Origin of the sequence: Prauserella halophila (assembly GCF_024171895.1) — a bacterium.
Classification (GTDB): Bacteria; Actinomycetota; Actinomycetes; order Mycobacteriales; family Pseudonocardiaceae; genus Prauserella; species Prauserella halophila.
In genome coordinates, this window is sequence record NZ_JAMTCQ010000009.1 from 1,152,878 (window position 1) to 1,178,681 (window position 25,804).

The 25,804-nt window shown below is 67.5% G+C and carries 29 protein-coding genes; 13 read left to right on the forward strand and 16 right to left on the reverse strand.

Going from position 1 to position 25,804, the window contains the following annotated elements:
• Positions 1-26 precede the first annotated feature (26 nt).
• Both LY41_RS11565 and LY41_RS11570 read left to right on the forward strand, forming a co-directional pair.
• A complete protein-coding gene (locus LY41_RS11565) occupies positions 27-836 on the forward strand; it encodes a lantibiotic immunity ABC transporter MutE/EpiE family permease subunit (RefSeq protein WP_253863867.1) in 810 nt (269 codons plus the stop codon).
• Positions 837-911: 75 nt separating this feature from the next.
• Positions 912-1,628: an ATP-binding cassette domain-containing protein gene (locus LY41_RS11570; RefSeq protein WP_253863868.1), complete on the forward strand. Its 717-nt coding sequence runs from the start codon at positions 912-914 to the stop codon at positions 1,626-1,628.
• 93 nt (positions 1,629-1,721) lie between these two features.
• Here LY41_RS11570 and LY41_RS11575 read toward each other — a convergent pair whose 3' ends face one another.
• From LY41_RS11575 to LY41_RS11605, 7 genes are all read right to left on the reverse strand, one after another.
• A complete protein-coding gene (locus tag LY41_RS11575) occupies positions 1,722-2,381 on the reverse strand; it encodes a helix-turn-helix transcriptional regulator (RefSeq protein ID WP_253863869.1) in 660 nt (219 codons plus the stop codon).
• A 282-nt stretch (positions 2,382-2,663) separates the two neighbouring features.
• Entirely contained in the window at positions 2,664-3,053 is a 390-nt protein-coding gene (locus LY41_RS11580) for a hypothetical protein (protein ID WP_253863870.1), read from the reverse strand.
• Positions 3,050-3,934, reverse strand: a complete 885-nt coding sequence (locus LY41_RS11585) for an ATP-binding cassette domain-containing protein (RefSeq protein ID WP_253863871.1) — start codon at positions 3,932-3,934, stop codon at positions 3,050-3,052. The genes LY41_RS11580 and LY41_RS11585 overlap by 4 nt, the downstream gene beginning before the upstream one ends.
• Positions 3,935-3,969: 35 nt before the next feature.
• Positions 3,970-4,764, reverse strand: a complete 795-nt coding sequence (locus LY41_RS11590) for a hypothetical protein (protein ID WP_253863872.1) — start codon at positions 4,762-4,764, stop codon at positions 3,970-3,972.
• Positions 4,761-5,426 carry a hypothetical protein gene (locus tag LY41_RS11595; RefSeq protein WP_253863873.1) on the reverse strand — a complete coding sequence of 222 codons (666 nt, stop codon included), beginning with the start codon at positions 5,424-5,426 and terminating at the stop codon, positions 4,761-4,763. Before LY41_RS11595 ends, LY41_RS11590 begins: the two co-directional genes overlap by 4 nt.
• A 56-nt stretch (positions 5,427-5,482) precedes the next feature.
• On the reverse strand, positions 5,483-6,376 hold the full coding sequence (locus tag LY41_RS11600) for a hypothetical protein (RefSeq protein WP_253863874.1): 894 nt from the start codon (positions 6,374-6,376) through the stop codon (positions 5,483-5,485).
• The gene (locus LY41_RS11605; RefSeq protein WP_253863875.1) at positions 6,373-6,966 is read right to left on the reverse strand and encodes an RNA polymerase sigma factor; all 594 of its coding nucleotides are present in this window, start codon (positions 6,964-6,966) and stop codon (positions 6,373-6,375) included. Before LY41_RS11605 ends, LY41_RS11600 begins: the two co-directional genes overlap by 4 nt.
• Positions 6,967-7,229: 263 nt before the next feature.
• Here LY41_RS11605 and LY41_RS11610 point away from each other — a divergent pair, with 263 nt between their 5' ends.
• The 7 genes from LY41_RS11610 (at position 7,230) to LY41_RS11640 (ending at position 15,623) form a co-directional block, all read left to right on the forward strand.
• Positions 7,230-7,403 carry a gallidermin family lantibiotic gene (locus LY41_RS11610; RefSeq protein ID WP_253863876.1) on the forward strand — a complete coding sequence of 58 codons (174 nt, stop codon included), beginning with the start codon at positions 7,230-7,232 and terminating at the stop codon, positions 7,401-7,403.
• Between the two features lie 99 nt (positions 7,404-7,502).
• Entirely contained in the window at positions 7,503-10,706 is a 3,204-nt protein-coding gene (locus LY41_RS11615; RefSeq protein WP_253863877.1) for a lantibiotic dehydratase, read from the forward strand.
• A 143-nt stretch (positions 10,707-10,849) separates the two neighbouring features.
• On the forward strand, positions 10,850-12,193 hold the full coding sequence (locus tag LY41_RS11620; protein WP_253863878.1) for a lanthionine synthetase C family protein: 1,344 nt from the start codon (positions 10,850-10,852) through the stop codon (positions 12,191-12,193).
• Positions 12,194-12,204: 11 nt separating this feature from the next.
• On the forward strand, positions 12,205-13,146 hold the full coding sequence (locus LY41_RS11625) for an ABC transporter ATP-binding protein (RefSeq protein ID WP_253863879.1): 942 nt from the start codon (positions 12,205-12,207) through the stop codon (positions 13,144-13,146).
• A gap of 56 nt (positions 13,147-13,202) precedes the next feature.
• Positions 13,203-13,994: an ABC transporter permease gene (locus tag LY41_RS11630; protein WP_253863880.1), complete on the forward strand. Its 792-nt coding sequence runs from the start codon at positions 13,203-13,205 to the stop codon at positions 13,992-13,994.
• Positions 13,991-15,010 carry a DUF6895 family protein gene (locus tag LY41_RS11635; protein WP_253863881.1) on the forward strand — a complete coding sequence of 340 codons (1,020 nt, stop codon included), beginning with the start codon at positions 13,991-13,993 and terminating at the stop codon, positions 15,008-15,010. Before LY41_RS11630 ends, LY41_RS11635 begins: the two co-directional genes overlap by 4 nt.
• A complete protein-coding gene (locus LY41_RS11640) occupies positions 15,000-15,623 on the forward strand; it encodes a hypothetical protein (RefSeq protein ID WP_253863882.1) in 624 nt (207 codons plus the stop codon). The genes LY41_RS11635 and LY41_RS11640 overlap by 11 nt, the downstream gene beginning before the upstream one ends.
• 99 nt (positions 15,624-15,722) lie before the next feature.
• On the opposite strand, the gene LY41_RS11645 is transcribed toward LY41_RS11640, so the two are convergent.
• From LY41_RS11645 to LY41_RS11660, 4 genes are all read right to left on the reverse strand, one after another.
• Complete coding sequence (locus LY41_RS11645; RefSeq protein WP_253863883.1) at positions 15,723-15,992, reverse strand: hypothetical protein; 270 nt, start codon at positions 15,990-15,992, stop codon at positions 15,723-15,725.
• A gap of 68 nt (positions 15,993-16,060) precedes the next feature.
• Complete coding sequence (locus LY41_RS11650) at positions 16,061-16,363, reverse strand: hypothetical protein (protein ID WP_253863884.1); 303 nt, start codon at positions 16,361-16,363, stop codon at positions 16,061-16,063.
• A 654-nt stretch (positions 16,364-17,017) separates the two neighbouring features.
• Complete coding sequence (locus tag LY41_RS11655) at positions 17,018-17,422, reverse strand: globin (RefSeq protein ID WP_253863885.1); 405 nt, start codon at positions 17,420-17,422, stop codon at positions 17,018-17,020.
• Between the two features lie 91 nt (positions 17,423-17,513).
• Positions 17,514-18,497 (reverse strand): mechanosensitive ion channel family protein, encoded by a 984-nt coding sequence (locus LY41_RS11660; protein WP_253863886.1) that lies wholly within the window; start codon positions 18,495-18,497, stop codon positions 17,514-17,516.
• 201 nt (positions 18,498-18,698) lie between these two features.
• Here LY41_RS11660 and LY41_RS11665 point away from each other — a divergent pair, with 201 nt between their 5' ends.
• A complete protein-coding gene (locus LY41_RS11665) occupies positions 18,699-19,433 on the forward strand; it encodes an HNH endonuclease (protein ID WP_253863887.1) in 735 nt (244 codons plus the stop codon).
• Positions 19,434-19,655: 222 nt separating this feature from the next.
• Here the strand turns inward: LY41_RS11665 and LY41_RS11670 are convergent, their stop codons facing one another.
• Positions 19,656-20,003 carry a hypothetical protein gene (locus tag LY41_RS11670; protein ID WP_253863888.1) on the reverse strand — a complete coding sequence of 116 codons (348 nt, stop codon included), beginning with the start codon at positions 20,001-20,003 and terminating at the stop codon, positions 19,656-19,658.
• A 294-nt stretch (positions 20,004-20,297) separates the two neighbouring features.
• Between LY41_RS11670 and ctaJ the strand changes: the two genes are divergently transcribed.
• Together ctaJ and LY41_RS11680 are read left to right on the forward strand one after the other, a co-directional pair.
• On the forward strand, positions 20,298-20,519 hold the full coding sequence (ctaJ, locus tag LY41_RS11675; protein WP_253863889.1) for an aa3-type cytochrome oxidase subunit CtaJ: 222 nt from the start codon (positions 20,298-20,300) through the stop codon (positions 20,517-20,519).
• Positions 20,506-21,006 carry a DUF5130 family protein gene (locus tag LY41_RS11680; RefSeq protein ID WP_253863890.1) on the forward strand — a complete coding sequence of 167 codons (501 nt, stop codon included), beginning with the start codon at positions 20,506-20,508 and terminating at the stop codon, positions 21,004-21,006. Before ctaJ ends, LY41_RS11680 begins: the two co-directional genes overlap by 14 nt.
• Before the next feature lie 191 nt (positions 21,007-21,197).
• Here the strand turns inward: LY41_RS11680 and pepN are convergent, their stop codons facing one another.
• A complete protein-coding gene (gene pepN / locus LY41_RS11685; protein WP_253864094.1) occupies positions 21,198-23,759 on the reverse strand; it encodes an aminopeptidase N in 2,562 nt (853 codons plus the stop codon).
• Positions 23,760-23,980: 221 nt separating this feature from the next.
• On the opposite strand from pepN, the gene LY41_RS11690 reads away from it, so the two are divergent.
• The gene (locus LY41_RS11690) at positions 23,981-24,592 is read left to right on the forward strand and encodes a mycothiol-dependent nitroreductase Rv2466c family protein (RefSeq protein WP_253863891.1); all 612 of its coding nucleotides are present in this window, start codon (positions 23,981-23,983) and stop codon (positions 24,590-24,592) included.
• A gap of 135 nt (positions 24,593-24,727) precedes the next feature.
• Here the strand turns inward: LY41_RS11690 and LY41_RS11695 are convergent, their stop codons facing one another.
• From LY41_RS11695 to LY41_RS11705, 3 genes are all read right to left on the reverse strand, one after another.
• On the reverse strand, positions 24,728-25,252 hold the full coding sequence (locus LY41_RS11695; RefSeq protein ID WP_253863892.1) for a hypothetical protein: 525 nt from the start codon (positions 25,250-25,252) through the stop codon (positions 24,728-24,730).
• Between the two features lie 126 nt (positions 25,253-25,378).
• A complete protein-coding gene (locus tag LY41_RS11700; RefSeq protein WP_253863893.1) occupies positions 25,379-25,558 on the reverse strand; it encodes an Imm1 family immunity protein in 180 nt (59 codons plus the stop codon).
• A complete protein-coding gene (locus tag LY41_RS11705) occupies positions 25,549-25,800 on the reverse strand; it encodes a DddA-like double-stranded DNA deaminase toxin (protein WP_308292231.1) in 252 nt (83 codons plus the stop codon). Before LY41_RS11705 ends, LY41_RS11700 begins: the two co-directional genes overlap by 10 nt.
• Positions 25,801-25,804 lie beyond the last annotated feature (4 nt).

The following is a 25,804-nucleotide window of genomic DNA, read 5'->3' on the forward strand; positions in this document are numbered from 1 at the left end:
AAACGGTGCGGGAGGAGCACGAGCACATGAGCACGTCGACAGTCGCCGGACCATCGAGCGGATCGCAATGGCGGGACCACCCGGCGATCGCCACGGTCGTCCGCGTGGAGCTGATGCGGCTACGGCACGGTTTCCTGTTCTGGTATGCGTTCCTGGCGCCCATCGTGGCCGCCGTGCCGTTGTACATCGGTTCAGCGGGCTCGGCGGAGGCCGAGTCGGGACGGTACTGGGAGGTCTTCCGGGACGTATCGCTCGAACTCTGGGGCGTTCTGGTTCCGATCACCGCCGGGCTCATGGCTGCGCTCTCGGTGCGCGCCGACCACGACGCATGGCGGTTGATGTTCTCCTACGCCGTGCCGCGAAGCCGGTATTTCGTCGGCAAGGTGGTGGCTCTCGCGCTGCTTCAGTTGTTCTCCACCGCGATCCTCGCAGTGCTACTCGGCATCGGTGCCGCGCTGCAGGGAAGGCTGATCGACGACGGCATGACGGTTCTCGGTGGGGCGCTTCTGCCGTGGGTGGCTGGGCTCGGCACCGTCGCGGTGGCCGTCTACGTGGCGATGCGGTGGGGGCTCGGGGCCGCGATCACGCTCGGCGTGGCCGGAATGCTGTGCGGGGCGTTGATCTCGGACAAGGACTTCTGGTTCGCGGTCCCGATGGCGTGGCCGATGCGCGTGATCCTACCGCTAGCCGGTATCGGGCCGAACGGTGTGCCGCTACCGCCCGACAGTCCGCTTCGTGACATGGGTGCGGTGCCGGTCGCGCTGGTGCTGTCCGCTCTCCTGGCGGCGGTCGCGCTGGTCCTGGGCGGGCATTACCTCAAACGCAAGCAGATCTAGTCGCGGCGCTGCGTGCTCACGAGCGTGCCGTCGCCGACCTACCAGCCGACAACCGATACTTCCGGGAGGAATCCGATGAACACCGCACTGCGGGTCTCCGGTGTGGCCAAGCATTTCGGGGCTCACCGAGCGCTGGACGGAGCCGATGTCTCCGTTCCGACCGGACACGTCTACGGGCTCCTCGGGCCGAATGGTGCGGGCAAGTCCACGCTGATGAAGATCATCCTCGGTCTGCAACGGCCGACTGCCGGAGAGATCGAGGTGTTCGGCATGCCGCACCACGGTAGGGCTCGATGCGATATCGGAGCGCTGATCGAGACGCCCGGTCTCTGGCCAGGGCTGGACGCGCGCACTCATCTGCGCGCACACGCGAAACTCCGTTGTGTGCCGGAAAGCTGGATCGAATCGGCACTGGACACGGTCGGGCTCCGTGGCGTCTCGGGGCGCAAGGTGGGGCAGTTCTCGCTGGGGATGCGCTGGCGGCTGGGTATCGCGATCGCCTTGCTCGCCAAACCGCAACTGCTGTTGCTCGACGAGCCGACCAACGGACTCGATCCGATCGGCATTCGGGAGATGCGCTCCACGATCCGAGGCCTTGCCGATATGGGCGTGACGGTGCTCGTCTCCAGTCACCAGTTGGCGGAGATCGCCCAGATCTGCGACGACGTGGGTGTTCTCGTCGACGGCCGCACGAGGTACGAGGGGGACGTGGAGGGCCTGGCCGCCGACGACGACCTCGAGGCGGGGTTCTTCCGTATCGTCGCCGAATCCGGCTCGACCGGAGTGCGGTGAGGGACCGGAAGCCCGAGGGCCGGGCGGTGCTCGGGACCTGCCGCGGTGGCCGGGCTGCAGGGCGGCTGGTGCGGACACCATGATGCGGTTCGCCTACCCTGCGGTTCCGTATCGGTTCGTCGCGATCAGTGTTCTGAGTTCCGATCGACTGTCGACGTCGAGTCGATCATACAGCGAACGAATCTTGCGGTACATTGTGCGCTCGGAACAAAAAAACTTGCGGGCGATGGATGAAACTGTTTCTCTGCCGCAAAGTAGTGTGATCAGAATGTCGGACTCGTGGTCGTGGTTCTGGTTCGGCGCTTCCGGTCGGTCCGAGGCGATGGAGGACCCCGCAGCCGTCTCCGCAAGTTTCGACCTCGCCTGGGTGATCGGAGTCGACGACTTGGCCGTTGTCCACGAGGGGCTTGCACTACTGCGGGCCAGGGACATCTGCAGTGTGCGAAACTGGTTATCCAGTGATATGGCCAGGTTGATGACCTGAGAGGCGCCGCGCTTGATCGCCATGTAGGTCTGGTGGCCACTGTAATCGTCGACCACGGCGACGAGCGGGGAGACCGAGTAGCCGAGTTTTCCTCGCAATTCGGACAGGGTCTCAGCTTGCAGCTCGTTCGTGGCGGGCAGGAGGACGGGTCGGCCGTCGTCAACGAGCACGTCCAGTTGCTGAGTGTCGAAGAATATGACTCGAAATCCGAACTGTTCGAGTGGCAGTGCCGACGAATCCCCTGTGACGTTACTCAGGTGCTCGTGCACTCGAATCGAGCAGTCGGGACATAGACACGCAGCGTCATCGCGGTTCAACACTTCCCCCAGTGTTGGTCGACCATCTTCTATAAGATTGATTCATGCTATAGGGGGAGTTGAAACGTGTCAATTGACAATTGGTTTACCGACGTTTCGGGTGGTGATGATCCGGCGCAGGCGGCTGGCGCGTTCGGGGATTCTCCCGTGGTAGTGGTAATAACTCGCGGTGGCTGCTGAATCAGGAGAGTTCAAAGTTCACCGGAAAGGTGGAACGTCGCCGTGGAATGCGGTTCAGTCGTTGCACAGTGCGACGGCCTTGCTCCGAAGTGCACCGAGACTGATCGGTTCCCCGTTCGCTCCATCGGCCCGAAGCGGGGCGATGTCGGGGTGGTCGGCGTCGGCGGCACGCTCGTTGAGCGCATAGGTTTCTCCGTCCGGTGCGGTGAACAGTGCCCGGTCGGGCTTCTCACACGCGATCGTTCCGCTGTGTACGGTCAGCGGCCAGATGTGCCCTATGTTCTTTTCGCCGATCTGCTGCCGGCCGTGCTCCGCCGGAGGCGCGGGCTCGGGATCATCGATCGCCGGATCCTCGCGGCCGGCACCCCCGCCGCATGCACCGATTAATGCCACGGCCGCCAACAGCATGCTGCCCACTGCGCCGTGGGCCGTCCACCGTGTCATGACGCCACCGCCGAATCTTCGGAATCGTTCTGCAACAACGCGACGTAACCGTCTTCGAGGCTCGGATCGACCAACCGGGCTCCGGGAACCGGGGCCGGGCTGACGACGCGGTAGTCCGTGCTGCCTGTCTGGGTGACGGCGTTGACGACGGTGGCCTCCGGTGGGACGGCGACACCGGGGGGTACGTGGTAGGTGTGGCCCGCCGCTGCGGAGGTGAGTCCGCTCGTGCTTCCGTGGTAGGCGAGCCGTCCCCCGGCGAGGACGGCCACATCGGGGCAACTTTGTGCCACGTCGTCGAGGATATGGGTGGACAGTAGGACGATCCGCAGGCCGGACAGGCTCGCCAACAGCGAGCGGAATCGCATGCGTTCGTGAGGATCGAGTCCGGCTGTCGGTTCGTCGACGATGAGGAGGTCCGGGTCGCCGAGCAGCGCCTGCGCGATCCCGAGTCGGCGCTTCATCCCACCCGAATAGGTGCTGATGCGCTCGCCTGCGAGTTCGGCCAGGCCGACCTGATCGAGCAGGTCGCCTGTCTGGCGCCTCCGTTCGGCCTTGCTGCCGATGCCCTTGAGCAGTGCGATGTAGTCGAGGAACTCGGCGCCGGTCAGCTCAGGGTAGAGGGCGAGTTCCTGGGGCAGATACCCGAGAATGTGCTTGACCGCCCTCGCGCCGGTACGGGTGGTGACGTCGTGTCCGCCGACGAGGATACGTCCGGACGTCGGTTTCAACACGGTCGTCAGCATGCGCATCAAGGTGGTCTTGCCCGCGCCGTTGGCGCCGAGCAGGCCGATCATGCCTTCGCCGATCTCGAGATCGAGGCCGTCGAACACGCGCTTACCGCCGCGGTAGGTCTTGGTCACCCCGCTGAGTGCGATCTCCATGGGTCGTCTCCTTAGTCCTCGGCCGAAGCCCGAGGTCAGTGCCGTGCGGCGAGTCGGATGTTGGTGATCGAGAGCAGTAGCGCCGCCACCGCCAGCACGACGAGCACTTGCAGCGTCGCCGTTCCGCCACTGACCACGGGTCGTAGCACGCCGTCCAGCCCGTACGTCGCTCCGGTCTGCGGCGCATGCAGCCATGCCGCGGCCGGGTACCTCCCGAGAGGGGAGAGCACAGTTCCGGTGACCGTCGGCACCGGCAGGATTGTGGGGTTGAGGACCGTTGCCCAGATCCATGCGACGACCGTGATGGCACGGGCGAAGGCGGCGGGCATCAGAACACCGAGCAAGGTCGCGAAACTGGCCAGGACCACACTCGCGGGCAAGATGATCACCGCGGCGGCCACGAGCCCAGCGACGAGAGCGGATGCGGATCCGGTTTCGATCGCGATCGTGACGACCAGCGTGCAAAATCCGATCAGCGGAACGGCGAGCGCGACCGCGAGCGAGCCCAGGAAAGAGCCGACGAGGCGAACCGACCCACGCGCGGCCGTGGCATCGAGTAGATCCGTGAGCCCGGAACGCCGATGGATCCTCAGCCTGTCCGTCAGGCCGACGGCGACGCCGACGGTGCACAGGAGCGAGAAGACGATCGCCGTCTCGGCGACCCGCCGCACCGGATCGGCATTGCCGACGACTTGTTCGGATGTGAGTGCCAGCAAGACGGCCAGTAGGGTCAGCGGAGTCAGCGCCCACCACAGCATCCTGCCGCGTGCCGCCATGAGCGCCTCGTACCGTGCTGTCGCCACGAGCGTTCGGGACATGACGGTGGTCATGGGGCGACCTCCGTTCGCCGGTCGGCCCCGGGGACTCCGGCCGTCCGGAACCGAATCAGTGCCCAGATCGTCGCGGTGGTCCCCACGAGTACGGGGACCACGAGGCGGGCACCGCCGTCGCCGAGAAGTCGCTCGAGGATCAGCACCTGTCCGAGCCAGACGCCGACCACGACCGCCGAGGCGCCCGCTGCGGACCGGAGCGCGGCGCCCCCGGCCGCTCCTGCACCGACCAGTAACACCGACGAGCACCAGGCGAGCGTGAAGAACCGGCCCACGTGCGTGGTGGGTTCGATCAGTCCTGTGGTGAGGGCCGCGAGAACGGCACCGGCCGTGACGAGGCCACCTGCGACCGCGAGCCGACGTGCGATCGTGCGGGGGTAGGGATGCGGCACGCTCGCGTGCAGTTCCGGTGCGGGCTCCGCCGTCACCACGCTCGCTGCCGGCATCACGGCGAGGATCGGGAACAGGGTGCCCGCGACCAGCTGGTGCCACGACACGTCGACCACAGCCGCGGTGACGACCGCCAGGATCGCGGCGACCGGCGGCAGGGCGAACGCCGCTCGGCCGCAGTGCCGTGCGTCGTAACCCCACAGCGTCCAGCTCCACCGTCTCGGGGCCTGTCCCGCCGAGCCGTGTGTTCGATGTCCCCACAGCGAGTGCATGTTCGGTACGTAGCACCGAGATCGGTCGCGGTTCACGGTTCGCTCCGAACGACGTGTCAGTGCATCGGACGCGGCACTCGCAGGCGCAGCACCGCGACCGCGAGCAGGGCCACGCCGAGGGCCAGGACGAGAGGAGATGTGCTCCACAGCGTCGAGACCGCGGAGTGCAGCGGTAGTCCCGACGCGGCCGGAACACTGCTGGTCGCCCCGAGGAGCCATGCGAGGCCGCCGGTCAATACTCCCAGTACCGGGGACCGTCCGACGGCGAACACGAGCGCGATGCCCGCGGTCAGCAGTGCCTGGCCGAACCAGCTCGCGAGCAGCGATGGCAGGTCGTCGGCCGCGCCGAAGAGCCTCACGAGCGCCGAACACGCCGTGGCGATCGCCAGGTCGATGCCGAGCACGCCGACCACCCGGCAGGTGAACACGGTCGGCGGCGATATCGGCAGGGCGACCAGCGCTTCGGTCCGCGGGTCGCGGTTCTGGGACGAGGTCGTCAGCACCCCTGTCAGCACGACCAGAACCACGAGGGCACTGAAGACGTGCTCGGCCAGGCCGTTCCCGGGAAGTGCCAGGGCGAGCCCGACGGCGGCGGCGAACCCGAGTGCGCTGACCGGCCCCAGTGCGCCGGGCAGCAGGCGCACCTGCGCGGCGACGAGTGCCGAGACGAGCCGAAGGGTTTCCCGCGGTGTTCTCCGGGGGACGGGGTCCGCCGCGACCGGGCTCGCGGTGGGCAGTGCGGCTCGGACCGATTCGAACGACGGAACACGCAGATCGGCGGCGGACTCGGCCGCGACGACCCGGCCGGCGTCCGAGAGTTTCCGCATCGCCGCGAAGCGTTGCCGGCAATCCGCGCAATTCCGGAGATGCTCGTCGGCCGGAAGCGCGTCCGCCGTCGCGTCGGTCCTCCGCAAAGCGTCGAGAAGCCGTTCGTCATCCCAATGCGTCATCGCCGTCTCCCTTCCGGCAGCGCCGTGTCGTGCTCACCACGTCCGACCTGTTGTGCAGCGCTTGCCAGCCGCTTCTTCGCGTGTGCCATCCGGCTCTTCACCGTGCCGGCGGGGATACCGAGCACGCGTGCGATGTCGCCGTACGGCAACTGCTCCACGACGACGAGGTCGACCACGTCGCGCAGATGGTCCGGAAGCTCGCGGATCGCAGCGACCACGTCGTCGAACTCCATCGCGGAGATCACCCGATTCTCGACGTCCGGCCCGGACTGCGCCACGTCGACGGTCTCGTCCAGTTCGACCGTCGAGACCGAGGCGCGACGCAGCCGGTTGTGCGCCTGACGGCGCGCGACACCCAGTAGCCACGCACGTGCCGAGGCGTCGCCGCGGAAGGCTGCCGCGGACTGCCACACCGCCAGCCAGGACTCCTGCAGTATCTCTTCGGCCTCGGCACGGTCCGAGGTGAGTCGTCGGATGAGCCGGAGCATCGCGGCCGCGTGGCCCTGATACAGCGCGGCCAACGCGTCCTCGTGCCCATCGGCAACCCTGGCCAGCAGTCCTGCATCGGAGCGGGTCCCCGGCTCGCTCACGTCGTTTCCCTCTCCTTGCGTCGCAGTGCTCTGCGAACTGTCCACCGTTGTACGTAGCGCGCGAAGGCGGTGCGGTTCACGGTGTCCTGTCGACGGACTGACTTTCCTGCCATCCGACGGCGTCGGCCTTGCCCCCGGGGCCGGCCGGTTGCTTGTGTGAGCTTGCTTCGCAGTACCTGATCAGGCCCTACCAGGAGTGAAGCACACCGAATGCGCGGCGTCGGGGGACGACCGGCGTCGTGTCGATCATCGAGGAGGTAAAGATGTCCGCTCCTGTGGACGAGACCGTGGAGACGGGTGAGGTCGACCTGTTCGACCTCGATCTCCAGGTCGGTTTCGAGGCGACGATGGCCAACCCGGCCGTCACCAGCGTCTCGTACTGCACCCCCGGGTGTACCAGCGAGGGCGGCGGCTCCGGCTGCAGCCACTGTTGCTGACACGCAGGGTTGCTGGGGTGGGCGTTCGGCGCATGCCGGGCGCTCACCCCGGCGCCCACCTCGATTCCACCGTCCATCTCGTCGAGAACGGGGTGCACCATGACTGACCGCTCGTCGGCCGAAGGGCTGTTCCGAGCCTGGGATTTCTATCTCTGGCGTGCACCCGTCGGAGCCGATCGCCCGGGGTTGCACGGCGATGTGCCGTGCGTACGTGACACCGGCGCACACCACGAGATCGTGAAGCGGGCGAGTGGTGACGCCCGGCTCATGGAGGCCATCACTGTGGCAAGCCCGAGCCTGGCGGAATTCGTGCGCAGGATCGCGGCGGAAGGAACCGACACGGCCAAGCCTTCGCGACTCCGACGAGCCGCCTTCGCCGTCTTACGTTACGACCTGAGAATGCGCAGTCGGCCGACGCCGTTCGGGTTGTTCGCCGGCATCGCCTGCGGTGACTTCGCCACCGCTCCCGACCCGACCGAGCTCCCGTACGTCGCCGTTCCGGCTGCTCCCACCACGCGCACGCAGGTCGACATGCAATGGTTGCTCGCCGCGTTGCGCCCGGTGGAGGAGCGTGCAGGAGACCTGCCCGGGCTCAGGGTGCAGGCGCATCCCGCCGCGCGGGTGCGTGGTGACCGGCTGGTGCTGGACTGCGCCTCGACGTTCGGACAGGCTCCGTCGAGTACCAGCCGGGCATCCGTATCGGTCCGGTACACCGAACCGGTGCGCCGGGCGTTGGAACTCGCGGAGCGCCCGGTCGCTCTCGGTGTCCTGACCGAGGCGTTGACCGAGCGATTCGGCGCAGCGGTGTTGCCGCGCGTGCGTGGTCTGCTCGATTCGCTTGTCGCCCAGGAAATCCTGCTCACCGAGCTCCGTCCACCGTTGGACGGTGACGACCCGCTGGCGCACGTGATGCGCGTTCTCGACGGCGCCGCGATATCCCTGCCGGAGCAACCGGCCGCGCTGCTCGACGCCCTGAGGGGCCTGGAGGCGAGGATCGCGACCTACGATCGGGCGTCCGCAGGAACGGGTGTAGCGGAGCTGGCCGAGGCCGCTTCCGCCGCGCGAGAAGTGAGCGAGCATCCGACACCACTACATGTCGACACGTGCCTCACCGCGGGCACGGTGTTGCCGCGTGCGGTCGCGGAGGAGGTGGAACGCGGGGTCGAGCTGATGTGGCGCATGTCGACACCGAAGCTGGGGTTGTACTCACTGCGTGACTATCACCTGCGGTTCCTGGAACGCTACGGCACCGACCGGCTCGTTCCCCTGCTCGACCTCATCGACGGGGATACGGGCCTCGGTCCGCCGCCGGGATACTCCTGGCCGAACAGCGAGATGCCGGAAGACACGGCGGAGGCCGAGCCGGATAGGGACCGCAGCCGGACGTTACATCTGCTACTGGCCACTGCGCTGCGGGAGAGCAAGCGTGAGGTCGAACTGGACGACGACACGGTGAACGCGCTGTGTCGCGGCGCCCCGACAGTTGCGGACCTGCCCAACTCGTGCGAGGTGACGGTCCACGTGACCGGTGTGTCGTCGCGGGCAGTGGCGGAGGGCGAGTTCCTCGTGACGCTGTCGCCCAGCCCCGGATCCCACCAGGCAGGGTCGACGTTCACCCGGTTCGCGAGGGCACTCGGCGGTTACCAGGACCGGCTCGTGGGTGCTGCGACCGCCGTGCCCACGCATGTCGTGGGCGCGCGCCGTGCCGACATCGCCTTTCTGCCTCGGTCGGGCAAGGCCGCGAACCTGGCCCACACCGCTCCCTCGACGGGGACGCGGATCGGCGTGGGCTTGTTCCCTTCTCCCCACGCCGATGAGGTGACTCTCTCGGACATCGCGGTCGCGGCGACACTGGAGCGGTTGTGTGCGGTGCACGTACCGAGCGGCCGGGAGGTCACGCCGATCCTGGCCAACATGGTCAGTACCACCGCGCAGGCTCCGAATGCAGCGCGGTTGCTTTGGGAGATCGGCTTGGAAGGTCAACGGCTGTGGGAGCCGTGGAAATGGGGAACGCTCGCCGACTCGCCGTTTGTGCCCCGCGTCCGGTACGGCCGCTTCGTATTGGCACCGGCGGTGTGGCGGCTCGACGAGCTCCGGGACTCGCTCGACAGTCCGGAATGGACAACAGCCGTCGCGGTGTGGCGGGATCGCTGGACGGTCCCTCGGCGGGTGCTTGCCGTGAGCAACGACCAACGTGTCGAACTGGACCTGGACGAGCCGTGGCACGTCGAACTGCTGCGCGAGGAGCTACGTAAGGCCCCCGGGCTCGTGGCGCACGAGATCCCCGGTTCGGCTCATGTCGACGACGGGGATGTCCCGGTCGGCAGCTCGGCCGAGTTCGTGGTCCCGCTGCAACGGCGTGAGGCCGTGCCCCGGCGCAGCGTCACTCCTGCACACCGGGAGGAGCGGGCGGCCGTGCACGGACTGGGTGGACGCTGGTTGTATCTCAAGCTCTACGGTACGGCGAGCGGCCAGAACGAACTGTTGCGCACGCGGCTCGGCGAACTGGTCGACACCGCTCGTGCCCGGGGCGCGGAACGCTGGTTCTTCCTGCGTTACACCGACCCGGACGGCCACCACCTGCGGCTGCGGCTCACGGCCGACACCGCGGTGCTGTGGCAGGACATCGTTCCTGCGTTGGGTCCGGTGTTGGAGCGTTGGCAGCACGAGGGGCTGCTCCGGACACACCGCGTCGACGAATACGACCCCGAGTTCGAACGCTACGGCGGTGCCGAACTGGCCCCGTGGGTCGAGGAGCTCTTTCATGCCGACAGTATGGCGGCGGTCGATTTGCTGACCCTCGCTGCCGATCCGGAATGCCCTTACGACATCGACACGATGGCCGCCATGTCCGTGTCGTTCCTGGCCCACACGTTCGGAACGCCAGCCGTGCCGCACTCCGGGGACGACGTCGGCCGGGTGCAGGATCCGGCCGAGGTGTGGATGTCCCGGACCGGAACACGCCGTGAACTCCCAGAGCGGTTCCGACGGGATCCCGCCTACTGGGCGGAGCTGATTGATCCTCTGGGCGGGAGTCCGCGGCTGCGGGGAGACGTGTTCGGCGACAAGATCCTGGCCGCGCTGCGTGGGCGGGACGAGGCTGTCGCCGTCACAAGGCGGGCTATGGACGTTTTCCGCGCCGACGGTGCATGCCGGTCGGACGAAGGCCGGTTCGTCGGAAGCCTGATGCATATGACGTGCAACCGCCTCCTCGGCGGCGACAGCGAGCGCGAACGGGACGTGGTGGCGTTGGCACGCGGGTGCGTGCAGGACGCGGCACGGAGAAGGAGGCACCGCGGATGAGCACATCGGCGACGACATCACAGGCGACATCGGTTTCGTCGAGCACGGACGAAGCGCAGTCGAGGAGGCGTGTCGGGAGGACGGAACCGGAACCACCGATCAGTGAAGCCGATCGGGTCCGGGCGGAGGAAGCCGTGAACGCCGTGGCCAATCGACTCGCGGATCCCGACCGGATCGCGGCGATCGCCGGCAGGGAGGACAACCGGGATCCTATCTATGACACCGTCATGTGGGCGCCTGCCACACTGTCGAACGGATGGCCCGGTGTGGCGACCTTCTTCGCGGAGCTCGCGGCGCGTGACACAGAGACGACATCGTGGTGGGCGGCGGTCGCCCATGAGCACCTCGCTCGCGCAGGATCAGCCCTCGACGGGGTTCCGCATCGTGGCATGTACGCGGGACCGGCGGCTGTGCTGTCGGCCGCGCAGACCGCAGCCGGGGCGGCAGGTCACTACGGTGGGCTCCGTAGCAAGCTCGCCGAGTGGCTGGCCGATACGGTACTGACGCGGCTGGAGCACGAACGACAGCGTGCTGACGGCGACGGTGTCGATTGGTTCTCCTATGATCTGATCAACGGGCTCGCCGGTTCCGGTCGGCTGCTGCTCGACGCTGCGCAGGATTCCGGGGAGACGGGTCCACGGGTTCGTCGGGCGTTGGACGGCACCTTGCGCCACCTGGTACGGCTCGCTCGGCCGATCACGGTGCACGGGCACCGAGTGCCCGGCTGGTGGGTTCCGGCGGCGTCGCAACCTACCGAGCGTGACCGCGGCGACTATCCCGACGGTGACTTCAATCTGGGGCTCGCGCACGGTGTCCCCGGTCCACTCGCTGTTCTCGCCCACGCCGTCCGAATCGGGTACGAAGTGGACGGTCAACGGGATGCGATCGCGGAAATGGTGGAGTGGCTGCGTGGTTGGCGACTGTTCGACGATGCCGGACCGTATTGGCCGTGCAGGGTGAGCTTCGCCGAGGAAACCGCGGACCATCGCATGACCACGAGCGAGTTCACCCGCACAGCGTGGTGTTACGGGGCGCCGGGGGTGGCCGTCGCTCTGCACGCTGCCGGCACCGCGCTCGGCGAGCCCGAATGGATCGACGAGGCGGTATCCGCATTGCGCGCGGCACTTGAACGGGACGAATCGTCCTGGGCGATCGACGGGCCCACCATCTGCCACGGGTACGGCGGGCTACTCGCGATCTGTACCGATATCGGCAGATCGACCGGTGATGCGGCCCTGTTGCGGGGTACCGCACGGCTGGTGCGTTCGGTACTGGACACCGCCGACGATGCGCGGCCGTTCGTGTTCCCGCATCTGATGCGGTATCCGCGTGCCCAACAGAGTCCCGGGCGTGTTTGCAGATCAGTGGATGTGGCAGGGCTTCTGGAAGGTGCCGCCGGAGTCGCCGCGGCGCTGGTCCCCTTCTCCGGCGAGGCGGGTCGACGAAAGGGAGGTCCGCTGTGGCATCGCTGCCTGGGCCTGTCGTGAGCGAGTGCGGGGTGGGTGATGGCGCTGCCGAGCACCCGGCCGTGGAGATCGAGAACCTTGTGGTCCGCTACCCGTCGGTGCTGGCTGTCGACGGCCTTTCGCACATCTGTCCCTCCGGCCGGATTACGGCGCTGCTGGGTCCCAACGGCGCGGGAAAGTCGAGCGTCCTCGGTGCGGTGAGCACTGCCGTACCGGCCGACTCGGGAGAGATTCGGATCTTCGGTCATGACCTGCGGCGCCGAGCAACCGCGGCGCGGGCGCGGCTGGGTCTGGTGTTCCAGGAGCGCACGCTGGACAAGGACCTCTCGGTACAACGAAACCTCTGGTTCCACGCGCGGCTGTTCGGGATGGGCAAGGCGGACGCCCGTGAACGGATCGACCGAGTGCTCGCGGTGTTCGGCCTGGGAGACCGGCGCAACGACGACGTCCAGAAACTCTCGGGTGGTTTGGCCCGGCGTGTGGAGGTCGCCCGCGCGCTGTTGCATCGCCCGGGCCTGTTGGTTCTCGACGAGCCGACGACCGGCCTGGATCCGGAGGCACGGTGGCAGGTCTGGCAGGACCTGCGGAGGATGCGGACCGAGTTCGGGGTCAGCATTCTGTTCTCCACCCATTACATGGACGAGGCCGAGTTCGCCGACGAGATTGCGATCATCAACGAAGGCAAACTGGTGCGGCACGGATCCGCCGATGAATTGAAGCTCAGTCTCGGGAGTTCCAGCGTGCTGGTGCGCACGGAGGACGACGCGGCGGCGTTGGCGAACCTGAGCGCGGCGGGTCACGATGTCCGGTTCGACGCTCCCGGGCTCGTCGTGCGGTGTGCGGAGCCGGAGAAGGCCATCGCCCAGGTTGTCGCGTCGACGGGCACAGGAGTCCTTGAGGCATCGGTTCGTCACCCGACGATGGACGATGTGTACCTGTCGGTCACGGCAGGTTCCGGGGGTGATCGGAAGTGAACATGAGCACGGTTCACCACCGGTCTACGACGCGGCCGCCGGACTCTGCAGCCGATGTGGATGCGCCCGAGCACGGTGCGGTCAGTGCGACGAGGGCGATCGTCGTGATCGCGCAGCGTGACTTGATCCGGCAGGTCAAGCATCCTGGGATGCTGGTGAGCCAGGCCATGCAGATGGTGTTCATCGTGGTGATCTTCGGTGTCGGTTTCAACAGCATGATCCGGCCCAGCGATGGACTTCCCTTCAGTGCCTACGTGTTCCCCGGCATCATCGCGATCCAGGTTGTGACGGTCGGCATCAACTCCGGTCTCGGGTATGCATGGGACCGCGAGTTCGGTGTGTTGCGGGAGATGCTCGTCGCGCCCGCGCCGAAGATGTGCCTTCCTGTCGGCAAGATCTTCGCGACGGGCACCGTGGTGTGTGTGCAGAGCGCGATCATGTTGTTGCTGTCCCCGATACTCGAGGTACCGCTGACACCGGCCGGTTTCGCGTACGGGACCGCGGCCTACACGTTCGTCGGCATTGTCTTCTCCTCGATCGGGCTCCTCCTGGCGACCGCGATCACACGGATCCAGACGCTGCAGTCCAGTGTGTCCCTAGCGACATTCCCGATGCTGTTCCTGTCGGGATCGGTTTTCCGGCCGGACGATCTCCCCGCATGGCTCAGTGGACTCATCACGGTCAATCCGATGAGTTACGGCGTGGATCTGGTTCGACACCTGTTGCTGAACGCCGCCGGCACCGGGGTCCCGGGCAGCGGCCTGGCTCACCCGCTGGTTGATTTTGCGGTGTTGTGCGGGTTCCTCGTCGCTGGGTTCACGGCTATCCGGATCAGGGTGGGCAGATGACATTCGTTGCTTCCGGTGCGGGACATTCGGGTGATTCGTCGTCAAGGCGATCGGGCCGAGAGCGGCGCGGCGAGCTCGACGAGTCCGTGGACGAGGACCGGCTCGCGTTGTCGGCGCTCGAGTGGTTGCACGCTCAGCGCCGGTGGTTCGATCCTTGCTATTGGGAGGAATACCTACCCGCCCGGCGGTTTCGGCCGGGCCCGCTTCTCGAGTTGATCGTGTTGCTCCGGTGCGTAAGCCGTGGCCCGTACGCTCAGTATGCCCGGGCGCTGACGGAATCCGGCTTCGCGTTGGCCGAGTCGGTCTGCCGGTGGAAGTCTTTTCGCCAGGGTCTGCAGCGCTGGGATGAGACGTTTCCCTACTTCGCGTACTTCACCGCGGTTCTCGAAGCTGCAGGGCGAGATGCCGGTCCGGCACTGGACGCGGTGGAGACTGCCCTCGCACTCGGGTGCGGAGATGTCTCGGCCGCGGATCGTCCGGCCCTGACCAGGCTCGAATTGGCGTATGTGACGGACCTCGGCGGATTCAGCACCGTGCCGGTCGAGTGGTCCGATGCTGTCGAGCTGTATCGGACCAGTATAGCCGGGACGCGTGACAACACGCTGTTCATGCGCGACGATGAAGCCTACGCGTTAACGCACGTGCTCTTCTATTTGTCTGATTTCGGTTCACGGGCGTTGCCCTTGCCGGCACCGGTCGAGGCTGATCGGGTGCGTGATCAGGTGTCGGTGCTGCTCGGCTCGTGCCTGGCCCGCGATGACCTCGATCTCGCGGGTGAATTCCTGCTGTGTGCGGAAACGTTGGGATCGGCAGACGATCCGTTGGTCGCGCACGGATGGCATCGGCTCGCCGCTGCCCAACATGACGACGGAGCGGTGCCGAGCCCGCTGTACAACCCGCACACGGCTGCGATGCTCGAGGGCGCGAAGCGGTCGGCGTATCTGTTCGGCACGTGTTTCCACACGACGATGGTGGCGATCATGGCGTCATCGGAACGGCGGCGGCATGCCAGGTAGTGGTATCCGGCGGACGGGCACCACCGTCGACGTCGGCATCGGCGTGCTCGAGACGTGGCTGGAGTGTTCTCAGGTAGACGCCGATGCCGAGATCGGACTGTGGTTGTGCCGAACCACCGCCGGTGTCGGTTCCGATTCGTACCCAAGACAGGATTCCGAGGCTGTGTTCGCACGCTGCCTGCTCGCAGACGTGCAGGCAGCCGGAGGCATCCCGGCGATTCCGGAGCAGCTGCTGTACGGCGATCCGCGGCACACGGCCGATCGCGTGACGCGGTGTGGCGTCGGGGGCGAACGGCGGGGGAGCGGAGCGTCGGACAGCCGGCCTCGCACCGTTCGTGTTCTGGAGGCGCTAGCCGTCAATGCCGTTCGTACACGGGACATCTCGGCGCTTGCCGCGCTCATCCGGGCGGCGCTGGTGTGGGGAGCGGATGGCCGGCACACGGTGCGGCGTGGGGTCGAGACGCTCGTTGCGGCCGTCGCGCCGGACGGCGGCGTGCTGCGTGACGACGAGGGCGGCTCCGGCAGTGGGCTGCCAACGGCCGTACAGGTTGCGTGGGCTCTGGTCGAATACCGGCGGCCCGGGTTCACACGCAACATGTGGCGGGTCGCATGACGGCGCTCGGCGTGACGGTCATCGGCGGATCGCAACGGGGAGCGAAGCGGGTCGTTGTACGGTGGTGAGTGTCCGAGAACGGCAGAGGCCGGACAGCGGCTACGGCCGGAGATGCCGTTCGGCTTCGCCCTGCTCGGTTAGCTCGGCGTAGAGCTGAGGGTCGTCGAGATCCGACTCGTGGACGACCCATGCCGACCACGGAACAGGGCACGGAGGTTCGTGTTCGGGGTCGGGGCACAGGAGCCGCACGAACTGCTCCTTGACCTCGTTCGCCTGTGTTTCGGTGGCGTAGACGCCGATTCGGATTTCCCAGACGCTGGGTTGTTCGCCGGTAGGGGCGGAATCGTCGTGGGCCTGCTCATCCGGCACTGGTAACTCCTCGGGTGTCTCGCCGTTTCGTAACGGGGAGGTGGGTGCCCCACCTCCCCTGCGCGACGTTACCACCAGCGTTTGGCGTCGCAGTGTCGTTTCCTGTGTCCTTCCGGGACCGGAACGTTGCGCTTTGCGTTGTTGAGCGCCTTCGTCTTGGTGTTTCCGGAACCGTCGGCGCGTTCGTAGCCGACGACGTGGTTGTCGCTGATCCGCACGATGTGGCACTGCACGGTGACGTGCCAGATCTTGGTGATGCCGGTCGCGGGTTCGGGTGCCACCGTCTGGCTCGCTGTGGCTGCAGGTGCGGCGGCACCGCCGAGGACGAGGGTCATGAGTCCGGCGACGGCCGCACGGCGAAGAATCGTCACGGTTGTTCCCTTCGGGTTCGACTGGTGGTTAGGACGGGATCCGGAAATCGACAATGGAGCGTCCGATTTCCCGTGGCCACGACTTTCGCACAGTGCGGACCCGGCGGGGCGGCATAAGGGCGACGACGGCAGTCGAGTGGCAGCGTCGGCAGTGCCGCCGGCGGCGAGAGTGTCGGTGGCGGCGGTCCTGGAGATCCACATGCGACGGGTCCCGGCGCACGGTCACGGCTGGACCGCCGGCCCGTTCGCGAGCTGGTGCGGGCACGCGCTGCTGCCCTTGCTGTTCCGAGCACGCGTGCATGACGGGTGACCTGCGGCAGAACGGTGACACGGAACAGCTACCGGTGCCATGACGGCTCCCGGCGTGATGGTTGGCGGACGAGCGATGAGCCACGACGCGAGGAGCGGGAGCGGACCGATGAGTCCGTCGATCCGACCGCCGGGTCCTGGCAGAGGGCCGCCCGGAGGTGACGCCGTGGCGGATCGAACGGCCGCCCGAGGAAGGGACCGGGGTGCCGATTCCCGACACCAACGAGTACAACCGCTTCCGGCGGGCCGCGAGCGCCCTCGGCTTGAACTGCTCCTCAGCGGCCGGAACTGAATATCACAGTCCAACCACCGGGGAGCAGTTCATCCCTCGGTGACATCGCTGTTTCAGACCCAGCTGTTCATCATCGACTGGGCCGCCTTCTCCAGGTACTCCCACAGCTTTGTCCGGTACGGCTCCGGGATACCGGTCTCGTCGACGGCGATTCGCATGGCCCGCAGCCACGCATCCCGTTCGATCGGGCCGATCTTGTACGGCGCGTGCCGCATCCGCAGCCGCGGGTGGCCGCGCTGCTCGGAGTAGGTCTGCGGACCGCCCCAGTACTGGATGAGGAACAGCCGCAGGCGATCCTCGGCCGGGCCCAGGTCTTCCTCGGGATACAGCGGTCGCAGCACCTCGTCGTCGGCGACTTCGGCGTAGAACCGCGCCACGAGCTTCCGGAACGTCTCCTCACCGCCCACTGCGTCGTAGAACGTACGCGGGTCGGCGGTTCCGCCGTTGGCCTCTGACACTTCGGGTACCTCGGCTATCTCGAACGTGGGTCTATCTCGAACGTGAGGCCATCTCGAACGATGGCCGGGTCGGGTCCATTGTCCCCGTGGTTCAGGCGTTGTTGCCGCTGTTCGGGAACAGTCGCTGCAGCGGCGGTTGGAAGCCGGCCCGCTCGAAGGCGGCCATCGCGTCGGCACGCAGCGCACGCTGGATGGACCATTGCTTGCCGGGACGCACCTTCACGGTCAGGCGCAGTAGCACCGCCTCGGGCGTCACACTCTCGACACCCAGCACCGTGGGCGCTTCGAGCACGTCGGGGGCCAGGTCCTCGCGCTCGGCCGATGCCGACGCCACCTCGGAGAGCAGTGTCGTCGCCCGGTCCAGGTCCGCGTCGTAGGCCACCGGGATGTCGACGACACCGACGGCGTAGCCCTGGCTGAAGTTGCCGACGCGGAGCACCTCACCGTTACGGACATACCAGACTGTGCCGTTGAGATCGCGCAGCGTCGTGATGCGCAGGCCGACGGCCTCGACGGTGCCGATGGCCTCGCCGACATCGACGACATCGCCCACGCCGTACTGATCCTCCAACATCATGAAGATGCCGGACAGAAAGTCTCGGACGAGGTTCTGTGCACCGAAACCGACAGCGACCCCGACGATGCCCGCCGAGGCCAGGATCGGAGCGAGGTTGATGCCCAGCTCGCCGAGGATGAGCACTACGGCGATCGTGTAGACGAGGACACTGGTGATCGAGTTCAGGACCGAGCCGAGGGTCATGGCCCGCTGCCTGCGGCGTTCGAGGACGCCGGGGCCGACGAGGTCGGGGGCCTTTTCCTTCAGGGGTTTGAGCAGGGCAGGCGTCTTGTCCGTGCCGTTGTTGGCGGGGGTGCGGGTCATCCGGTCGATGAGCCTGCGGACCAGCAGGCGCACGACGACCGCGACGACGGCGATGACCAGGATCGTGAACGGCTTGGCGATCAGCCAGTCCGCAGAACCGGCCAGCCATTCGTTGCCGGTGATCTGCCAGATCTGTCGGCACCAGGTGCCCGCCTCCTGAATGCAGGACGGGGGTTCGCTGAGCAGCTGGTCCACGGGGAGAGCTTTCCTTCCATAGCCTGGTCGCGAAAATGTGTGACGCCGCCCACTTCGTCGGTCCTGCAGAAGTGCAGGTAAGGCATGTTGAGCACGTCGAACTCCACAGCCACGGTACTCGGGACGGACACGTGCCTTAACACACGTGCGTTCCAGGGGCGATGTGTGGTCGACTAGGGCAGCACCGGTGGAGGTGGTCGCGTGCCAGACCGACAACCGAGCCCTCACGGCGCTCACCCCCGGCAGCCGGCCGGGACGGCGCCGGAGGTCCCGCTGTGCGCGCCGGCGTCCGGCGTGAACCGCGGTGGAACGGCTCCGACGGGGCCGCACCCCACCGGCCCGCCGCGAGCGGGCAGGGTTCCCCGAACGCCCGGGGCGTGGCGTTCCCGCGAGGCCGGTTCCGGTTCGTCGGGTCCCGGCTGGGGTAAACGCCGGGTCCTGCTGCTCAACGCGACGTTCGAACCGTTGACGGCGTTGCCGTTACGCCGGGCGATCGTTCTGCTGGTCTGCGGCAAGGCCGAAGTCGTGCACGAGGATCCGTCGGGCCTGACGCTGCACGCCGCGACGATGACCGTGGACGTTCCGTCGGTGATCCGGTTGTCGAATTATGTGCGCGTACCGTATCGAGCACAGGTTCCGCTCACGCGCGCAGGCCTGTTGCATCGTGACCGCTTCCGCTGCGCCTACTGCGGCGGTCGTGCCGAAACGATCGATCACGTCCAGCCGCGCAGCCGCGGCGGTGAGCATTCCTGGGAGAACTGCGTCGCCTGCTGCGCCAAGTGCAACCACCGCAAGGCCGACAAGCTCCTCTCGGAAATCGGCTGGACGATGCGGACCATCCCGCGGACGCCGCACGGACCGCATTGGCGGCTGCTGGCGCATGCGAAGGAGACCGATCCGCTGTGGCGGCAGTATCTCGGAGCACCTGCGGCCTGATTCCGGAGCGCCCGCGGCCTGAACCGGAGCGGCCGCGGCCTGAACCGGCCGCCTGAATCGTTCCGGGCCGGTCGTCGGGGTCGACTGCCCGACTCGGCGGCCGGAATCGGCGCGCAGACGCTCCGGCGGCGCGGGATGCGGCCGGCCGGAGCTTCTGCGGCGACTTTCGTCGTGAACGTCGCCGACGCCGGAACGTCGCGGCGACGGACGGGGTCGTACCGGTCAGACGGTGACGCGGGTACCGCACGTGACCCGGGTGCCCATGGTCACGCGCGTGCCCATGGTGACGCGCGTGCCGGAGGTGACCCGGGTGCCTCGCGTGACGCGGGTTCCCATGGTCACGCGGGTGCCGGAGGTGACCCGGGTTCCCCGCGTGACGCGGGTTCCCATGGTGACGCGCGTGCCGCGGGTCACGCGTGTACCGCGCGTGACCCGGGTACCGGCCGTCACCCGGGTGCCACAGGTGACACGGGTACCGCGCGTGACTCGCGTTCCGAGCTCTGCGGGGCGGGCGACGTCGGAGGACGTCGTGTTGTCGCTCGTCGCGGCGGGGCTCAGGACGTGAAGCATGTGTGCCTCCTGTGACCGGCAGAAAATCAGCGGGGTTGGGAACATCGGGCGCAAGAACCCGTACGTGTGAAAAACGTACGAGGGTCCGTGATCCGTGACAAGCTTGATGCGGCCGGTGAGGCCGGGTGTACGTCGAGTTGCAAACGTCTGCCAGGGGCGCTTCGGCTCAACGTGCCATTGCGTCTCCGGCAAGCGGCGGACGGTGGTAGAGATGCGGCGAGCGGTGCGGGGCAATCCGGCGTGGCGGACGCGCCAGGTGGCCGTGATCCCGGAGTGGTCGGATATCCTGCGCTCGTGAGCATCCTCGAGACGATCCTGGTCTTCGCGGTGGTCCCGCTTGCCATCTGCGGCGTTTTCGCGCTGGTCACCCTGCGCTCGAACTTCGCAGGCCGGCCGCGGTATCGCCCGGGGCAGGAATGGGATCACCCTGCGACATGGTGGAGTGCCAACCCGGTCAGTGCCGGTACGTCCGGCAAGCCGTCGACGGACCGAGGAGGTGCCCGTGGCAACTGGTGAACTGGTTCACGACCGTGAATCCGCCGCCGTCGACCCTGCGGATCTGCCCTTCGGCGCCGCGGTTACGGAAAGCGGCCGTATCTCGCGCGCCCAGGAATACGCACCCACTACTCCGAACGGCCCATTCACGACCCGGCAGCTGAGCCGTATCGACGAGGCGCTCGCGCTGGCGACGCGTGACAGCGGCATCGACTTCAGCATCTACCTCGGTCCCCTCGGAGCCGAGGACACGCGCGCGGCCGCGGAGCAGCTGCACGACCGGCTCGGTGAACGAGGCGACAGTGCCGTGCTGATCGCCGTGTCGCCGGGCGAGCGGGTCGTCGAGGTCGTCACCGGCGCGAAGACCAGACAGCGCGTGCCCGACCGCACCGTGAAGCTGGCCGTCATGACCATGGTCGCCTCGTTCAAGGAGGGCGACCTGACCGGTGGCTTCGTCAGTGGCCTGCGCATGCTGGCCGATCATGCGGGCAGCAGGCCCGCACGCTGACGACCGATTCCGCGGACCGGAACTGCTCGCGATGTGGCCGGTCCTCGCGATGTGGCCGGTCGATGTGATCGGCCACCGCAATCGGTCACCACAATCGAAATGCAGCGCCCCGGCACCGATTCGTTCGGTGCCGGGGCGCTCTGCTGTCGGACCCGCGTCGCTGTCGAACCCGGGTTGCTCTCGGGAGCGCGTCAGCTCCCGTCGAACTCCCGGGCGGCGAGTGCCCGTGCGACCCCGGCACGCCCCTCGACGACGAGCCGATGCAGTGCGGGCGGGCGGTCGCCCTCGAGCCATGCGTCGGCCGCGGCGATGCACTCGCGCGTGACCGACCACGACGGGAACAGGCCCACCACCGTCGGCTGGGCGGCTTCGCTGGAGCGGCGCGCCCACACGTCGTCGATCGTGGCGAAGTACGTGTCGACGTAGTCCTCGAGCAGGTGCTTCTGGCCCGGATGGGAGAAGCCGGTGATGATGGCCTCGTTCACCGCGTTGGGCAGCTCGTCGTCGTGGACCGCGCGCTCCCAGGCCTCCGCCTTGGCCTCGGCCGTCGGCCGCAGCGCCCGGGCACGCTCGGCGTGACGGCGGCCCGTGGCGGTGTTGTCCCGCTCGTGTTCGGCGTCGATCTCCGCCTCGCCCGCCCGGCCGTGGGCGACCAGCGCGTGCAGCAGCCGCCACCGCAGGTCGGTGTCGACGACGAGTCCGTCGAGGGTTGCCGAGCCGTCGAACCAGCCGGCCAGCACCGACAGGGTCTGCTCGTCCAGCACCGCTGAGGTCAGCGCGTTGACGAACGCCAGCTGGTGGTCCGAACCCGCCTCGGCGGTGCGCGCCAGCTCCAGCAGCCGCGCCGTGAACGCTGGCCAGCCCTGCTGCTGTGCCCACGCGGGCTCGGCGTAGGAGTTCAGCGCCGTCTGGGCCTGCATCAGCAGTCGCTGGACGACGCCGACCTCGGTCTCCGCGCCGATGCCGCGCTGCACGAGCGTGACGAAGTCGCGGGCCTTGAGTTCGGCCTCTCGCGTCATCTCCCACGCAGCCGACCAGCACAGAGTCCGGGGGAGCGGGTCGGTGATGTCGCCGATGCGATCGATCAGCGTCACCAGCGAGTCGCTGTCGAGGCGCATCGTGCAGTAGGTGAGGTCGTCGTCGTTGACCAGCACGAGCTTGCCGCGGTCGGCGCCGACGAGGTCGGGCACCTCGGTGCGGTCGCCGTCGATGTCGAGTTCGACGCGGTTGGTGCGCACCAGCTTTCCGTCGACGTCGTCGTAGATGCCGACGGCCGCGCGGTGGGTCCGCAGCTCGCCCGCGCCCGGCTTGGCGCCGCCCTGCACGATCGACAGCGACGTGAACCTGCCGTCGGCGTCGGTCTCGAACGACGGGCGCAGCGAGTTCAGGCCCGTCGTCTCGAGCCACTGGGCGCTCCACCAGGACAGGTCGCGGCCGGACGCCTCTTCGAGGGCGGCGAGCAGCTCGGCCAGCGTCGCGTTGCCCCACGCGTGGCGGTCGAAGTACAGCTTCAGCCCCGACAGGAAGTTGTCCTGCCCGACGTAGGCGACGAGCTGTTTGAGCACGCTCGCGCCCTTGGCGTAGGTGATGCCGTCGAAGTTCACCTCGACCGCCTGCAGGTCGACCATGTCGGCGGCGATCGGGTGCGTGGAGGGCAGCTGGTCCTGCCGGTAGGCCCACGACTTCTCGATGTTGGCGAAGCTCGTCCACGCGCCGGTGTACTCGGTCGCCTCGGCCTGTGCGAGGACGCTGGCGAACGTCGCGAACGACTCGTTCAGCCACAGGTCGTCCCACCAGCGCATCGTGACGAGGTCGCCGAACCACATGTGCGCCATCTCGTGCAGCAGTGTCTCGGCGCGGCGCTCGTAGGAGTAGCGGGTGACACGGCTGCGGAAGACGTAGTCCTCCCGGAAGGTCACGGCGCCCGCGTTCTCCATCGCGCCCGCGTTGAACTCGGGCACGAACAGCTGGTCGTACTTCGAGAACGGGTAGGCCACGCCGAAGTTCTCGTGATAGAAGCCGAACCCCTGCTTCGTCTCGGCGAAGAGCCGTTCGGCGTCCATGTACTCGGCCAGCGAGGAGCGGCAGTAGATGCCGAGCGGGATGGTGCCGTTCTCGTCGCGGTACTCGTCGCGCCATTCGGCGTACGGCCCGGCCACGAGGGCGACCAGGTAGGTCGAGATGCGCTCGGACTCGGCGAACACGAGCCGCACCGCGCCCTCGGGCGTCTGGGACTCGGATGCGACACGCGCGTTGGAGACGACCTTCCAGCCCTTCGGGGCGATGACGGTGAGCCGGTACGTCGCCTTGAGATCCGGCTGGTCGAAGCACGCGAACATGCGCTTGGCGTCGGCGGTCTCGAACTGCGAGTACAGGTACACCGATTCGTCGACGGGATCGACGAATCGGTGCAGTCCCTCGCCGGTGTTCATGTAGCGGCAGTCGGCCTCGACGGTGAGCTCGTTCGTCGCCGCCAGGTTCGGCAGGGCGAGGCCGTCGTCCTCGACGTACCCGTCGACGGGGAGCGGCATGCCGTTGAGCGTCGCCGACCGCACACCCTCGGCGACGATGTCGACCCAGGAGTCCGTCCCGGGCCGGTCGGCCGCGAAGGTGATCGTGGTCCTGGAGTCGAACGTCTTCTCGCCGGGGCGGCCCTGGCCGTCGGTGAGGTCGAGAAGGACGTCGTAGGACTGGACGTCGAGCAGGTCGGCGCGCTGCTGGGCAGCGTCCCGGGTCAGATTGGGGGCGGGCACGGACACCTCGGTCATCGGTCGTGGATGGACAACAGAACGTCCGCCGATCCAATCATGGCCGTTGTCCCGCCCGCACGGGGAATCGACATCGTGCCCACCCCGGGACGCGTGCCCACTCCCGGGACGCGTGCCCGCGCCGGCTCGCCGCAGCGGGAACAACGTCCGTTCGAGTGGTGTTGGCCGGGGTAGATCAGACCAGGCAGAGCGAGGAGCAACGTTTCATGACCGAGTCCCGTCCCCGTGTCGACTTCTACTTCGACCCGCTGTGCCCGTTCGCGTGGATCACCTCACGCTGGATCCTCGAAGTGGAGAAGCACCGGGACATCGACCTGAACTTCCGTGTGATGAGCCTGGCCGTGCTCAACTCCGGAAGCGAGCTGTCCGACGAGTACGTCGAGCTGATGAAGAAGGCGTGGGGCCCGGTGCGGGTCGCCATCGCCCTGGCGCAGCACCAGGGCGAGCAGGTGCTGCGCGACTACTACACGGCGTTCGGCACGCGGTATCACAACCAGGACAACAAGGACATCGACCTGGTGCTGAAGGAGGCAGTCGCCGAGGTGTCGGCACCGGCGGAGCTGCTGGCCGCGGCGACGTCCACCGAGTACGACGAGGCGCTGCGCACGAGTCACCACGAGGGCATGGACCCGGTGGGCATGGACGTCGGCACGCCGACCCTGCACGTCGACGGCGTCGCGTTCTTCGGCCCGGTCCTGTCGTCCATCCCGCGTGGTGAGGACGCGGTGAAGCTGTTCGACGGCGCCGTCGCGATGGCGAGCTACCCGGACTTCTACGAACTCAAGCGCACCCGCACCGGCGACCTCAACTTCGACTGAGCGCGCGTTGTGGCGCCCCCAAGGGCACTTTAGGTTGCGTTGAGTGCAACCAAAGTGCCCTTGGGGGTATTCAGGCGCAGTAGGGCTCACAGTGCGGCAGTTCCTGGCCGCTCAGTGTGAGTAGGCCAGGCCGGATCAGTCCGGCAGGGTCATTTCGGCCCCGTTGATGAGTGCCGAGACGAGGTTCGCGGCGCCGGTACGGAACGCCACGGCCAGCGCGTACCCGATCGCGGCGTCGGCGGGTTCGGTGTCGGCGCGGCTGACGAGCCACTGCACGAGGAAATCGCCGTGTTCGTCATCCATCGAGGGTTCGAAGATCTTCTTTCCCGCGCGGATCAGTTGACTTGTGGCGATGGAGTTGGGCTTGAACCTGTACTTCGTCCCGGCGACGCTGACGTCGACTCGGTATGATCGTCTGGTCCATTTTCCTTTCCCCGGGCGAAGTTCCGCGATGGACCCGTCGACCGTCATCGTCAGCTCGCCGGCCTCCCGGGAGCCGATGGGAACGAATCGGTTCACGGCCGCGTCCGGGGACCGGGTGATGATGACCGTGGGAACCTTGCCCCCGGAGACTTCGACCCTTCCGTCAGGGTCGCTGGTGCAAATGGTCAGTTCGTCGTAGAACGGGTCGTCTTCCGTGCGGGTGGCAGTAAGTGGCATTCGACTTCACCGTCTTGGTCGGCTTTCGAACCGATGCGCTCCGCATCGGCCGCGCGGCGTTTGCTCGACGACTGCGGACGTGCCCGGCGCGCAACGCCGATGTACTGGCATGCCCGCCCCGGGCGGTCATTCTTCGGCGTCGAGTCCGACGTTCATCATCGGCGTGCGCCACGGGTTGTCGACATCGGAGAGCTCGATCAGGTTCGCGCCGTTCCACGCGGCGACAGTGTCGAGCACCGCGTCGAGCTCGGCGGTAGTGGTCACGGTCGCGGGACCGGCGACGTCGTACCAGGCGGTCACTGCCACGGCGGTTTCCTTCCTCCACGGTATGTCTGCATGAACGGCGTGCCGTCAGGTTCGGTGCCGTGCACTGTCAGCGACGAACCAGCGGGCAGTAGCACTGACACGAGGTTGTCACACGACAACGCACCTTGACATGGCCGGTTGTTGATCACGACGGTCACCTCGGTGATGTTGTTGTCGGCCATGTGTGCGGCAAGTTTCATCTCGACGTCGGCACTGGTCGCAACCGGCCACGGCATCCCCATCTGC